The organism is Cryobacterium sp. TMT2-14 (genome assembly GCF_004402465.1).
GTDB classification, from domain to species: Bacteria; Actinomycetota; Actinomycetes; order Actinomycetales; family Microbacteriaceae; genus Cryobacterium; species Cryobacterium sandaracinum.
This window is the reverse complement of sequence record NZ_SOFV01000019.1, coordinates 39,756-52,440: the sequence shown is the minus strand read 5'-3', so window position 1 is coordinate 52,440 and position 12,685 is coordinate 39,756. Positions and strand designations below refer to the sequence as shown.

The window sequence follows — 12,685 nt, the reverse complement described above, 5'->3', positions numbered from 1 at the left end:
ACTAGTCCAGACCGGGCGTGGCCGAGTAGGCAGGCTGGCCGGGGCAGGTCGCGAGCACGCGCACCATGGCGTCGTGCTCGGCCGGGGCCACCCATAGGCCGTAGGTGGCCTTCACGGAGATCTGGTGGGCCACATATTCGCAGCGGAACGACTTCTCCGCGGGTAGCCAGGTGGCGGCGTCCCCGTCGCCCTTCTGCGAGTTGGAGACACCGTCGGAGGCCAGCAGGTTCAGCGGGTCGTTGGCCAGGGCGATCCGCTCTTCCCGGGTCAGTTGTGCGGCGCCGGTTTGCCAGGCGTTCGACAAAGCGACCAGATGGTCGATCTGCACGAGCATCGAGGTGGTCTCGCCGCGCTCGAACGACACCGATTCGCCCGTGTACGGCGCCAGCAGCTGGCCGCTCAAGACCCGGCAGGACGCGTCGGTCACGATCGCGGCCAGGTCGCGGGCCAGGATATCGTTGCGGGTGTCGCAGCCGTTGTCGTCCACGTCGCGCCAAGCGGAGCCGAACTCGCCGGTGCGGTCGTAGCCGGTCTTCGCGGCCTTGCCCTTGACCGGCAGGGTGGCGAGCAGGTCGGCCGCGTCGCCGGTCACCGGGGCCGCGGCCGTGGATCCGACCGGGAAGGGAACGGATGTCTCGCCCGGTGTGACGCCGGGCACGCCGACCACGATCGCCCAGACCAAAGCCAGGAGCGGCAGGACCACCATCAGGGCGGTGACGGGCCGTCGCCTGGAACGCCGGCTGCGGGTTGACGCAGGCTTGCGAGATGCGTGTGGCATGGTGCTCCCAGGGTCGGCTTTCGACCCTACCGGGCGGCAATAATGACGTATGACCAAAAACTGGACCCCGCTCGCCGCCGTCTACCTGGCGCTCAGCCTCGGCGGCCTCGTGGGCACCTGGACCTTCAACCTGCTGGCGATCGTGCAGCTACGCGACTTCGTCGGTGACTGGGTGAACAGCGGTCCGGCGGTGTCGTCACTGACCGTTGACCTGCTGGTGGTGGCGGTGGCCGGCAGCATCCTGATCATCGTCGAGGCCAGGCGGATCGGGATGAAGCGGGGTTGGCTCTACGTGGTGCTCTCGGGTCTGACAGCCTTCGCCTTCACCTTCCCGCTTTTCCTCGCAATGCGGGAACGCACGCTGCAGGCGCAGCGGGTGCGGCCGGCGCCTGCCGGAGCCCGGACCCGCTAGGCGCCAGCCAGGCGGTCTCGAACCAATTCGACGGAGATTTTGCTCAAAACCGGCCCCAAACATCCGTTTCAGCCCGAAATGCTCAAAATCTCCGTCGAATTCGTTAGGCCGCACTCAGCTAGTTGGTGTCGGCGGACCGCGCCCTCGTCGAGGGGCGCTTTGCCGCCGGCTTGCGTGGTGTCTTCGCGGCGGGCTTGGCGGCCCTCTTCGACGTCGGCTTTGCCGTAGCCTGCGTGGCGGCCGGCTTCGCCTGGCGTGATTTCTGCTTCGGCTTCGGCTCCGTGACGGTGCCGTCGAAGTGTTTCCCCGAGGCCTGGGCGTCTGCCTTGGTCAGGTGCACGATGGCGTCCTGATGCTCCGGCGGCGCGTAGATCGTGGCGAGCCGCAGCACCTTGCCGCCCGTGTTGAGCACATTGTGCCGCGCGCCGGCCGGCACGACCATGGCGGAGTTCTTCCTGATCTTCGTCTTGGTGCCGTCGATCCAGATCTCGCCCTTGCCCTTCTCCACCCGAAAGTACTGGTTTCGATCCGGGTGCACCTCTTCCCCGATGTCCTCGCCCGGCTCCAGCGCCATCACGACCAGCTGCAGCCCCCGGGCGGTGTACAGCACCTGGCGGAAATTCGAGTTGCGGATGGCCGCGTCCTCGATTTTGTCGACAAAACCCGTCATGGGATCCTCCGTTGTTCCAGTGCGCGGTAGTCGCGGCGGCGGAAGTGCTCAACCGCCGCAGTCAACCCCGCTGTTTGCGCCAAAGGGTGAAGTATGCTTCACTTGTTTTAGGAGGGGAGTAATCCCCAGCGTGTGGTCGTCATTACGGTTCCGTCATCGGAGCCCGGCCACAGGGACCCGATCCGGGTTGGACCAGACCTCCAGTCGAAGCAGTGACTGGAAGGCATTCCCCATGGACGTTCCCCTCTACGCCTGGCTGGCGGTGTTCGGCATCATCGCCGTCATGCTCGCCGTCGACCTGTTCGCCCATCGCAAGGCCCATGTGATCGGAGTGCGCGAAGCCGCGATCTGGTCCGTGATCTGGGTGCTCATCGGCATCTCCTTCGGCGTCGTGATCTGGGTGACGGCCGGGGCCGAGTTCGGGCAGCAGTACTACGCGGGCTACCTGATCGAGAAGTCCCTCGCGGTCGACAACGTCTTCGTCTGGGCGATCATCTTCGCCGCTTTCGCGGTGCCGCGCCAGTACCAGCACCGGGTGCTGTTCCTCGGCGTTCTTGGTGCGCTCGTGCTGCGCGGCATCTTCATCGCCGCGGGCGCCGTGTTGATCGAGAACTTCTCCTGGATTCTCTACGTGTTCGCTGCGTTCCTGATCTTCACGGGCTACCGCATGATCCGCACCCGCAACGAGCACGCGCACCCCGAGAAATCCCAAGTGCTGCGTCTCTTCCGCCGCTTCATCCCGATGACCGAGACGTTCCACGGCCAGCGCTTACTCGTGCGCAAGAACGGCATTCTGCTCGCCACACCGCTGCTGGCGGTTCTCGTGCTCGTCGAGGTGACGGATGTCGTGTTCGCCGTGGACTCCATCCCGGCCATCTTCGCGGTCACCAGTGAACCGTTCATCGTCTTCACCGCCAACGCCTTTGCAATCCTCGGCCTCCGGGCGATGTACTTCCTGCTCGCCGACCTCATGCACCGATTCGTCTACCTGAAGATTGGTCTCTCGCTGGTGCTGATCTGGGTGGGCGTCAAGATGCTGCTGCTCGACGTCTTCTACATCCCGACGACCGTTTCCCTATCTGTGATCGCGCTGATCATCGCGGTTTCGGTCATGCTCAGCCTCCGGGCCACGCGCGGCCAGGGGCGGCGCGAGTTCGAGGCCGCTCCCGTCGGCTCGTTCCGCGAGGCCACCCCTGAGGAACTCGCCCAGATGGAGCCGGTCTGGCGCCGATCGGCCCGCACGCCCGAGCAGAAGGCACAGAATGCCGAGCAGAAGGCCGAACAGAAGGCTGAGCAGAAGAAGGTGAACGAGACCCTCCGATGACCGAGATGCTGCCCGAACCGCCGCCCGTTCCGCCGCCTGGACCGACGGATGCCCCCGGCAAGCCGTGGACGTTCCTCACCCACCACGCGCACCTGCTCCTGGCTATCGCGGGGAACCCCGATGCGCGGGTGCAGGAGCTCGCCGACACGGTGGGGGTGTCAACCCGGGCGGCGCTGAGCATCATGGCGGACCTGGTCAAGGCCGGCTACATCCGGCGCGAACGGGTGGGGCGGCGCAATCACTACAGCATCGAGCGGAACCGGCCGTTCCGGCATCCGTCGACCGCGGCGCACAGCGTCGACGAGATGATCGCCGCGTTCAGCACATTCGCGCCGCCGCCGCGATCGGTCTGACCGCGACAGCGGATCAGGCCACGGGTTCGGTCGTCAAAACCTGTGGCCGGAGGCGGCTCGCGGCGATTGCGGCCGCGGCGAGACCGGTGATGAAGGTCGCGATGCCGAGCACGTAGAAGATCACGGTCACGTAGCCGCCCGGCTGGGCCGGTTCGAGGAAGGGATAGGTGTAGAAGCCGGTCAGGGTGCCCCGCACCACGGCGTAAGCCACCCAAGCCAGCGGGTAGATCAGGGCAACACCGAGGCGCTTCCAGGCCAGGGCCGGGCGCCCCGGCGAGAGGATCCAGTCCAGCGCGATGAAGATCGGCGCCCAGACGTGCAACACCTCGTTGGGCCAGCCGACACCGATGAAGCCATCGGAGACGACGTTGCGCAGCAGCGCGTTGTAGACGACCCCGGTGACGACCGCGTAGGTGAGTACCGACATTCGCACCACGGTGAGGAGTTGGGAATCCGTGCTTCGGCGAAGGGCGAGGGAACCTCCCACGAGCAGCACGACCACGTTCATCAGGCTCGACTGGATGGTGAAGTAGCCGAAATACTCGGTCGCCACGAAGGCGTCGTTCCAGAGCTGGTCGGTGATCTGCGTAATGATGCTCGCAAGGAGTAGCAGTCCCATGCCGATCCGCAGCAGACCGGAAAGCTGCCGGAAGGTGGAGGGCGATGCTGAGTCGGAGCCCACCGGAGAGATCGCTGTTGAAGTCACTGGAAAAGAATAGTGCGGACGAGCTGGGGATTTAGCAAGGCAGGCCGCTTGCCCGGAAGGGGGTCAGCAGCAGAGGCAGGATACTGTTGACGTTCATGCTTATTTAGTTCCTCTTATGAGTAGGCTCACGCTGAAATTCTCGCTGAGGACACGACAGGAAGGTCACAGTTGCTGGAAGTAACTGCGCTCCGCTGGACGCTCACCATCGCCGTCATTCTGGGTCTGCTCGCGTTGGACCTGGGTTTGGCCATCGCCCGGCCGCACGTCGTCAAGTTTCGGGAGGCCGCACTCTCGTCGGTGCTGTACATCGCGGTCGCGATCCTGTTCGGCCTCGTTTTCGCGGCGCAGGTGGGCTGGGGGTTCGGCGCGGAATACTTCGCCGGGTACATCGTTGAGAAGAGCCTGTCCATCGACAACCTCTTCGTCTTCGTGATCATCATGTCGACCTTCGCGGTCCCGGAAAAATACCAGCAGAAAGTTCTCATCTTCGGGATCCTGCTGGCACTCATTCTGCGGGCGATCTTCATTGCACTGGGTTCCGCCCTGCTTTCGCTGTTCTCATTCATGTTCCTGATCTTCGGTCTGGTCCTGATCTTCACAGCCGTACAGCTCTTCCGGCACCGTAACGTCGACCCTGACGTGCAAGACAACGTACTGGTCCGGGTGGCCCGTCGGGGCCTGACCGTTACCGACGACTATGTCGACGGTCGTATGTTCACGCGGAGCGCCGGCCGCCGCGCGGTGACACCGCTGTTTATCGTGCTGATAGCGATCGGCAGCACCGATCTCCTGTTCGCACTCGATTCGATCCCGGCGATCTTCGGAATCACCGATGAGGCGTACATCGTCTTCACCGCCAACGCCTTCGCGCTGCTCGGGCTCCGGGCGCTATTCTTCCTCGTCAAGGGGCTCCTCGACCGGCTGGTCTACCTGTCGACCGGCCTGTCCCTCATCCTGGCCTTCATCGGTGTGAAACTCGTTCTGCATTGGGCACACGGCCTTGATGGCCGAGTGCCGGAGATCAGCACGAATCTCAGCCTGATCGTCATCGGTGTGGTCTTGACCGTGACCACGGTCGCCAGCCTGATCAAGACACGCCAGGATCCCACGGTGCGAGCTCATGCCGGCTCACTCCGGGCAGCGGATCATTCCGAGACTGAACCAGCGGATCAGCCCGACTCCGGGCACAAGAGTTGACGGGCAGGTGAGGGGCTGAGCCGCTGCCCGGCGAGGTCGGCCCCACGCCTGGATGTGCACCTAGAAGGGGAACAGCAGCCGGTGCAGGAACTGCCGGGTGCGTTCCTCCTTCGGGTGGCGCAGCAGCTGATTCGGGTCGCCATGCTCGACGATTCGGCCACCGTCGACGAAGGCCACCTCGGTGGCTACCTCGCGCGCGAATTCGAGTTCGTGGGTCACGATCACCATGCTCCAGCCCTCCACCGCCAGTTCCTTGATCAGGCGCAGAACATCGCCCACGAGTTCCGGGTCGAGGGATGACGTGGGCTCGTCGAAGAGCAGCAGCTGCGGGCGCAGGGCGAGCGCGCGCACGATGCCCACACGCTGCTGCTGGCCGCCGGAGAGCTCGAACGGGTAGCTGTCCTTCTTGGCGCTGAGGCCCACGCGGTCGAGCAACGCGAGCGCCTCCGCTTCGACCTCCGCCTTCGGGCGGCGCTGCACCACCACGGGCCCCTCCAGCACGTTCTCCAGTACGGTCTTGTGCGGGAACAGGTTGTAGTGCTGGAAGACCATGGCCGACCGGTCGCGCAGAGCCGCACGCTGACTCTTCCCCGGTATGGCTGCGAAGTCGACCGACAGTTCGTCGGCCACGTCGATCGTTCCGCCGTCGGCCAGTTCCAGGCCGTTCAGGCAGCGCAGGATGGTGGTCTTGCCGGAACCGGAGGGTCCGATCAGGGCGAGCACGTGGCCGCGACCCACCGTCAGCTCGATGGATTGCAACACCTGGTTGGCGCCGAAACTCTTCTGGAGCCCGCGCACGCGGAGCAGGGCGTCGGAGGTCGCCGCGGCATCCGGGGCCGTCGGTTCGGTCGGATCAATCGGATCAGTGGGGGACATAGCGGTCCAATCGCTTCTCGAGAACGCTCTGCACCGAGGACAGGCCCAGGCAGATCACCCAGTAGACCAGGGCGGCTTCGAGGTAGAGCAGCATGAATTCCTGGCTGAAGGCGGCCACCTGCTGTGCTTCGCGGAACAGCTCCGTGACCAGGATCAGCGAGGCGAGGGAGGTGTCCTTGACCAGGCTGATGAAGGTGTTCGACAGGGGCGGAACCGAGACACGGGCGGCCTGCGGCAGGATGATCCGGGTCAGCGCGCGACGGTGCGACATGCCGATCATGTAGGCCGCCTCCCATTGTCCCTTGGGCACCGAGAGGATGGCAGCCCGAATCACTTCGGCGGCGTAGCCGCCGACGTTGAGCGAGAACGCCATCACAGCGCTCGGCCACGGATCGATCAGGATGCCCAGCGACGGCAGGCCGTAGAAGATCACGAACAACTGGACCAACAGTGGGGTACCGCGCACGATCGAGATGTAGACCCGGGCGATGCCGGACACCCACCGGCGCCGGGAGAGGCGCATCAACGCCAGCCCGAGCGCGAGCGCCAGACCGATCGTGAACGAGGCGAGCGCCAGCGGGATGGTGCCGAGAATCGCCCCCTGCACGATGGGACCGAGCGAGGTCCAGAATAGGTCCCAGGCGGATTGGTTCATGGCTGGACGGGGTTACTGGGAAACGTCGGACCCGAAGTACTTCTCCGAGATCGACGTCAGGGTGCCGGCGGCGGCGAGCTTCTCGAGGGCCGCGTCGACGGCATCCGTCAGCTCCGTGCTTCCCTTGACGAAAGCGAACGAGGTCGCGGACTCCTCGTCGGTGTTCGCGGCGACCTTGAGCCCGGTGGCGCCGGTCTGCTTCTGGTAGTCGAGGAAGGTAAGATTGTCGTTCACGGTCGCGTCGACGCGGCCCTGTTCGACCAGGGCGACCGACTGGGCCCAGCCCTCGACGGCCTGCACACGTGCGCCGCTCTCGGTGGCGAGGGTGTTCCAGTTGCTGGTGAGCGACTGGGCCGTGGTCTTGCCGGCCAGGGTCTCGAAGGAGGTGATCGAGGTGTTGTCGCTCTTGACCACGATCACGCCGGTCGAGAACGTGTAGGGGGTCGAGAAGTTGTACTTGGCGACGCGTTCCGGGGTGGCCGTGACCTGGTTGGCGATAACGTCGAAGCGGCCGGCCTCGAGGCCGGCGAAGATGCCGTCCCACTGGGTTTCCTCGAACTTGGCCGTGACTCCGAGCTCGGCTGCGACGGCCTCGATGATCTCGACGTCGTAGCCGGTCAGTGCGCCGGAGCCACCCTCGTGGAAAGTGAACGGGCGGTACGTGCCCTCAGTGCCGATGGTGAGCACGCCCGCGTCTATGACGGAGGACAGCGAGGTGTCGGCGCCGGTCGTGGTTGCGTCGTCGGTGTCGGTGCTCGCGGAGCAGCCGGCCAGCGACACGGTGAGCGCTGTGAGTAGTACCGCCGACAGGATCTTGAGCTTCATTTTTCTGGCCTAACCGAGGTTGCAGGTGCGTATTCATCGCCGAAAAGCGATGTCTGAAGACTAACAAGGAGTGCGCCCCGGTAAGTATTCCCGTGACGCGCCGCGTCACACACCGGTTAGGCCCCGGTCAATGGCCTTGCCGGGGATTTTGGGCCGGAATAGGCTGCGCTCATCCCGTGCACCCGACGTTCGTTCTCGGATGTGCAGGTACTCCGGTCCTTACCCGACCCGAATCGGCCCGACCCGAAGGAGCCTGCAATGAAGCTGACTGCCGACCAACACGACCGATCAGCAGCGGTGCTGCTGGGCATGGCCTGCGGGGACGCGCTCGGGGCCGGCTACGAGTTTGCCGGGCCGCTACCGGAAACCACCCCGGTCAGCATGCGCGGCGGCGGCGGCTTCCACTGGGTACCCGGCGAGTGGACCGACTACACGGCCATGGCGGTGCCGCTCGCGATCGCCGCGGCGGAGGGCGGGGATCTCAGAGACGACTCGGTCCTCGACATCGTCGTGGCCCACTGGGTGGCCTGGGCGAAATCGGCACCGTACGCGGGCGTGCAGTTGGGGGCGGTGCTCTCGGGCAGCGAGCCGAACGCCGACTCCGTGCGTCGCGGGGCGAGGGAGCAGCATGATCGCAACGGGCGCAGCGCCGGCAACGGATCGCTCCTGAGAACCGCGCCGGTGGCGCTGGCGTTCCTCGGCGATCCGGTCGCCTTGGCCGAGGCCGCGCGCCTGGTCAGCGAGCTGACGCACCGTGAAACCGAGGCAGGCGATGCCTGCGTGCTGTTCGGGCTCGCTTTGCGGCACGCCGTGCTCGAGGGCGAACTCGACATTCGGGTGGGCCTGTCCGCCCTGACGAGCGAGCGCCGCGCGGACTGGTCGACCCGGTTCGACGATGCCGAGCGTGAACGGCCCGCGGATTTCCCGGGTAACGGCTGGGTCGTGCAGACCCTGCAGGCTGCCTGGTCGGCGATCACGTACGCCCGGGGAACGGATGCCGGCCAGGTGCGTCGCGCCATCGAAGTCGCGGCGCGCGGCGGCGGCGACACCGACGCCGTAGCAGGTGTCGCTGGCGCGCTGACCGCCGCCCGCTGGGGGCTGGAAGCTGTGCCAACAACCTGGCGCCACCTGGTGCAGGGCTGGCCGGGGCTGCGCGGCGTTGACCTGGTGCGCCTGTCCATGCAGTCAGCCCACTGCGGAACGGTCGGGGGAGTCCGGGCCGACGAGGTCGGCTTGCAGCGCACGGTCAAGCTGCGCGCGCTGCGTTGACGTCAGGGCGAAAGCTTCAGTTCTCCGGCAGCTCAGGACTTCAACGCCAACGCGAACGGCAGCACGGCCGCCACCCCCTGGCGACGCAGTAGGCGGCCCGCAACCGTGAGCGTCCAGCGGCTGTCGGCGAGGTCATCGACGAGCAGGATCGGTCGGCCCTGCACCGTGTCGAGGGCCGCGGCCAGCTTCGGTCCCACCGCGAAACGGTCCCAGACGTTGGAGAGCCGGTAGGCGCTGTTGCCGCCCGCCGTGCCGGTGGGGCCGCCGTTCACGAGGTCGAGCGAGCCGAGCCAGGGCAGGCGGCCGGCCTCGGCGAACGCCCGAGCCACCGATCCGACCAGCAACGGATGCCGCCGCGAGGGCACGCTCACCACCGCGGCCGGCCGTTCGTCCCAGCCCCACTCCACCAGCACGCGGATGCAGGCCTGGATCAGGGCTGGGCTCGCCGGGGCATCCGTGGACGGCGCGTCGGAGGACTGGGTGGCGAACAGGTCGCGTAGCGGGCCGCCCCAGCCCAGATCGGTGAGGCGGGCGAGGGCGCGGCCGGGCAGCATCCGTTCGCCGGTCGGGATGTTGCCGCGCACGTTCACGCCCAGGCTCGCCACTGCAGTGGGCCACTGCGCGCGCGGCTCGAGAGCCACGCCGACCCGGTCGAGGGCTCGGGCGGCGGCCGAGGTCATCTCGGGCCGCACGTCGCCGGGGAACCAGGCCGTGGTGCAGTTGTCGCAGCGGCCGCAGGCCACCGCGGTGTCGTCGTCGAGCGCGCGCTGCAAGAATTCCATCCGGCAGCCGGTGGTGCGCTCGTAGTCGAGCATCGCCTGCTGCTCGCTCACCCGGGCGGCGGCGATGCGTTCGTAGCGTTCCCGGTCGTAGAACCAGGGCCGGCCGGTGGACACCCAGCCGCCGGTGACGCGGCGCACGGCGCCGTCGACGTCGAGCACCTTCAGCAGCAGCTCGAGCGGGCTGCGCTTGAGGTCGACGCGGGCCTCGAGCGCCGGTGTGGACAGCGGGGCAAATCCGTGCTCCGTGAGCGCCCCGATCACGGCTTCCGCCTTGTGCTGGCTGGGCATCGAGGAGGTGGCGAAGTACTGCCAGATGTCTTCGTCTTCGACTCCGGGCAGCAGCAGCACGTCGGCGTTCTCGGTGGCGCGGCCGGCGCGGCCGACCTGCTGGTAGTAGGCCACGGGGGAGGAGGGGGCACCCAGGTGCAACACGAAGCCGAGGTCGGGCTTGTCGAACCCCATGCCCAGGGCGCTGGTGGCGACGAGGGCCTTGACCTTGTTGCGCTTGAGCATGCCCTCGGACTCCTCCCGCTCCGCGGTGTCGGTCTGCCCGGTATAGGCGCGCACCGGGTGCCCGGCCTCCCGCAGCAGACGTGCGGTGTCTTCCGCCGCCGAGACGGTGAGGGTGTAGATGATGCCGCTACCGGGCAGCTCGTCGATGTGGCTGAGCAGCCAGGCCAGCCGGGTGCGCGAGTCGGGCAGGCGCAGTACGCCGAGGCGCAGGGATGCCCGGGCGAGCGGGCCGCGGATGGTGACCACCTCAGCGCTTGCCACGCCGGTTGCGCCGTTCGCGACCGTCGCGCCGGTCGAGACCAGCTGTGCCGCGACATCCGTCACCACGCGGCTGTTCGCCGTGGCCGTGGTCGCCAGCACCGGCACCCCGGCGGGCATCTGGGCGATCAGGTCGCGCAGGCGCCGATAGTCGGGCCGGAAATCGTGGCCCCAGTCGGAGATGCAGTGGGCCTCGTCGACGACGAGCAGGCCCACCCGGGCGAGGAGCGCGGGGAGCTGCTCGTCGCGGAACTTCGGGTTGTTGAGTCGCTCCGGCGACACCAGCAGCACATCGACCTCGTCGTCGATCAGCTGCTGCTGCACCTCTGCCCACTCGTGTGGGTTGGAGGAGTTGATCGACACGGCGCGCACCCCGGCCCGGGCTGCCGCGTCCACCTGGTCGCGCATCAGGGCGAGCAGCGGCGACACCAGGATGGTGGGGCCGGCTCCCTGGCGGCGCAGCAGCAGCGTGGCGACGAAGTAGACGGCCGACTTGCCCCACCCGGTGCGTTGCACGACCAGGGCCCGTCGGCGCTGGTCGACGAGGGTCTCGATCGCCTCGAACTGTCCCTCGTGGAAGTCGGCGTCGTCACGCCCGACCAGGTTGCGCAGAATCTCGAGGGCGGCGGCGCGGGTGTCGGTCATCCGTCCAGCTTCGCAGATGCTGGTGACAGCGCGCCGGGCGCCAGGCCTCGCGGCGCAGGTTATGGAAGCGGGCGCACGGACGAACGTGCGCCTGCTTCCCCAGGGTGCGCCGCGACGCCGATCCTGCGAGCGCGGCTACAGTGCGTCGAGCCGGGCGGCGACGTCGGCCGGGAAGCCGCCCGTGCCGATCGGGCTCCACCGGCTGGGGGTGATGCGGATCAGGGACTTGTCCTGAAGCGCCATCGCCGCCCGGTACTCGGCCCAGTCGGAGTGCTCGCCGGAGATGCAGCGGAAGTACTCGACCAGCCCGTCGCCGGCCTCGGGCATGTGCAGCACCTCGGCGTCGCCGTCGACCTGGATCCAGCCGCCGTCCCAGTCTTTCGAGAGCACCAGTACGGAGGCAAGCACATTTCGCTCCGCGTTGCGGGTTTTCGCCCGGGCAGGATAGGAGGAGATCACGATTCGGCCGGAGGGGTCGACCCCGCCGGTCACGGGCGAGATCTGCGGGCGGCCGTCGGTGCGGGTGGTGGCCAGCAGCATCCGGTGCCTCGGGCGCACGAAAGCGAGCATCTCGGCGAGGTCGACTGTGGTGGTGGTTGCAATGTCTCTGGCCATGATCCAAGGCTACGGCAGAGCGGATGCCCGACACGATCGGTCGCATCAGGCTCCGCGGCCACACCTCGCTATGCTCGCACCGTGAAGGTCGTCCAGGAACTCGAAACACGCATGCACCCCGACTCCGTCGCCGGGTTCCGCCTGGTGCTCGCGGAGGCACGGGTGACCGACTCCATTCTGCTGCCGGTGCGGGCGATGGAGCGCATGGTGGCGCCCGTGCAGTGGATGCTGCGCCGCGTCGGTGAGCACGGTATCCGTCTGACCCAGGCCGGCTACCTCCCGCCCGCGGTGGTCGTGGAAGCCTCGACCCAGCTCGACTGGGGCTGGCCCGTCACGGCCAGCCGGGAGAGCCACTTCCTGCCTCTGCTGGAGTTGCGCGCACACCTGCGCAGCGTGGGCCTGCTCCGAGTGAGCAAGGGGATGCTGCTGCAGACCAGTCGCGGCCGGGCGCTCGTCGAGGCGCCGCGCGATCTGTGGTGGCATCTGGCCAGAACCGCGCACCAGAGCCGCGACCCGGCCGAGTCCGACGCCACCAGGCTGCTGCTCCTACTCATCGCGCGGCGGGGTTTTGACGAGGCCGAGCTGTTCAAACAGCTGCTGGCCCTCAGTTTGGAGACCATCGGTTGGGTGCGGGCCGACGGTGCCCCGCTCTCCAGTGACGCGGCGTTCAACCTGGTGCTGCCGAAGTGGCGCTTGCTGCGCCGACTCGGTGTGTTCGATGCCGGCACCAGCAGTTACACGCGCTGGATCGTCACGCCCGGTGGGGCCGCGTTCGCCCGGGCGGCCCTGCAGTCCGAGGTCTGAGGC

14 protein-coding genes are annotated in these 12,685 nt (G+C 67.4%); 6 read left to right on the top strand and 8 right to left on the bottom strand.

What is annotated here, in order from left to right; all coding sequences use genetic code 11:
- Window position 1: 1 nt before the first annotated feature.
- The gene (locus E3O28_RS07715; RefSeq protein WP_134415532.1) at window positions 2-778 is read right to left on the bottom strand and encodes an HNH endonuclease family protein; all 777 of its coding nucleotides are present in this window, start codon (window positions 776-778) and stop codon (window positions 2-4) included.
- 49 nt (window positions 779-827) lie between these two features.
- Between E3O28_RS07715 and E3O28_RS07710 the strand changes: the two genes are divergently transcribed.
- Window positions 828-1,190: a DUF2834 domain-containing protein gene (locus E3O28_RS07710; protein WP_104193930.1), complete on the top strand. Its 363-nt coding sequence runs from the start codon at window positions 828-830 to the stop codon at window positions 1,188-1,190.
- Window positions 1,191-1,308: 118 nt separating this feature from the next.
- Here the strand turns inward: E3O28_RS07710 and E3O28_RS17215 are convergent, their stop codons facing one another.
- Window positions 1,309-1,860, bottom strand: coding sequence for a cupin domain-containing protein (locus E3O28_RS17215; RefSeq protein ID WP_134415531.1), 552 nt, complete (start codon window positions 1,858-1,860; stop codon window positions 1,309-1,311).
- 232 nt (window positions 1,861-2,092) lie between these two features.
- On the opposite strand from E3O28_RS17215, the gene E3O28_RS07700 reads away from it, so the two are divergent.
- Both E3O28_RS07700 and E3O28_RS07695 read left to right on the top strand, forming a co-directional pair.
- A complete protein-coding gene (locus tag E3O28_RS07700; RefSeq protein ID WP_104099665.1) occupies window positions 2,093-3,184 on the top strand; it encodes a TerC family protein in 1,092 nt (363 codons plus the stop codon).
- A complete protein-coding gene (locus E3O28_RS07695; RefSeq protein ID WP_104193928.1) occupies window positions 3,181-3,537 on the top strand; it encodes a winged helix-turn-helix domain-containing protein in 357 nt (118 codons plus the stop codon). Before E3O28_RS07700 ends, E3O28_RS07695 begins: the two co-directional genes overlap by 4 nt.
- A 13-nt stretch (window positions 3,538-3,550) precedes the next feature.
- On the opposite strand, the gene E3O28_RS07690 is transcribed toward E3O28_RS07695, so the two are convergent.
- Window positions 3,551-4,243 carry a Pr6Pr family membrane protein gene (locus tag E3O28_RS07690; protein ID WP_104099664.1) on the bottom strand — a complete coding sequence of 231 codons (693 nt, stop codon included), beginning with the start codon at window positions 4,241-4,243 and terminating at the stop codon, window positions 3,551-3,553.
- Between the two features lie 168 nt (window positions 4,244-4,411).
- Between E3O28_RS07690 and E3O28_RS07685 the strand changes: the two genes are divergently transcribed.
- A complete protein-coding gene (locus tag E3O28_RS07685; RefSeq protein ID WP_104099663.1) occupies window positions 4,412-5,440 on the top strand; it encodes a TerC/Alx family metal homeostasis membrane protein in 1,029 nt (342 codons plus the stop codon).
- 60 nt (window positions 5,441-5,500) lie between these two features.
- Here the strand turns inward: E3O28_RS07685 and E3O28_RS07680 are convergent, their stop codons facing one another.
- From E3O28_RS07680 to E3O28_RS07670, 3 genes are read right to left on the bottom strand one after another with little or no spacing between them, the layout of a single operon-like run.
- A complete protein-coding gene (locus tag E3O28_RS07680) occupies window positions 5,501-6,316 on the bottom strand; it encodes an amino acid ABC transporter ATP-binding protein (protein ID WP_134342010.1) in 816 nt (271 codons plus the stop codon).
- Window positions 6,303-6,971, bottom strand: a complete 669-nt coding sequence (locus tag E3O28_RS07675; protein WP_104099661.1) for an amino acid ABC transporter permease — start codon at window positions 6,969-6,971, stop codon at window positions 6,303-6,305. The genes E3O28_RS07680 and E3O28_RS07675 overlap by 14 nt, the downstream gene beginning before the upstream one ends.
- A 12-nt stretch (window positions 6,972-6,983) precedes the next feature.
- The gene (locus E3O28_RS07670) at window positions 6,984-7,796 is read right to left on the bottom strand and encodes an amino acid ABC transporter substrate-binding protein (protein WP_104099660.1); all 813 of its coding nucleotides are present in this window, start codon (window positions 7,794-7,796) and stop codon (window positions 6,984-6,986) included.
- Window positions 7,797-8,054: 258 nt separating this feature from the next.
- Between E3O28_RS07670 and E3O28_RS07665 the strand changes: the two genes are divergently transcribed.
- Window positions 8,055-9,065 (top strand): ADP-ribosylglycohydrolase family protein, encoded by a 1,011-nt coding sequence (locus E3O28_RS07665; protein WP_104099659.1) that lies wholly within the window; start codon window positions 8,055-8,057, stop codon window positions 9,063-9,065.
- Between the two features lie 32 nt (window positions 9,066-9,097).
- Here the strand turns inward: E3O28_RS07665 and E3O28_RS07660 are convergent, their stop codons facing one another.
- Together E3O28_RS07660 and E3O28_RS07655 are read right to left on the bottom strand one after the other, a co-directional pair.
- The gene (locus tag E3O28_RS07660; RefSeq protein WP_134415530.1) at window positions 9,098-11,263 is read right to left on the bottom strand and encodes a DEAD/DEAH box helicase; all 2,166 of its coding nucleotides are present in this window, start codon (window positions 11,261-11,263) and stop codon (window positions 9,098-9,100) included.
- A 135-nt stretch (window positions 11,264-11,398) separates the two neighbouring features.
- Entirely contained in the window at window positions 11,399-11,878 is a 480-nt protein-coding gene (locus E3O28_RS07655; protein ID WP_134415529.1) for a PPOX class F420-dependent oxidoreductase, read from the bottom strand.
- A gap of 81 nt (window positions 11,879-11,959) precedes the next feature.
- On the opposite strand from E3O28_RS07655, the gene E3O28_RS07650 reads away from it, so the two are divergent.
- Window positions 11,960-12,682: a hypothetical protein gene (locus E3O28_RS07650; protein ID WP_104099656.1), complete on the top strand. Its 723-nt coding sequence runs from the start codon at window positions 11,960-11,962 to the stop codon at window positions 12,680-12,682.
- The last annotated feature ends 3 nt before the right edge of the window (window positions 12,683-12,685 follow it).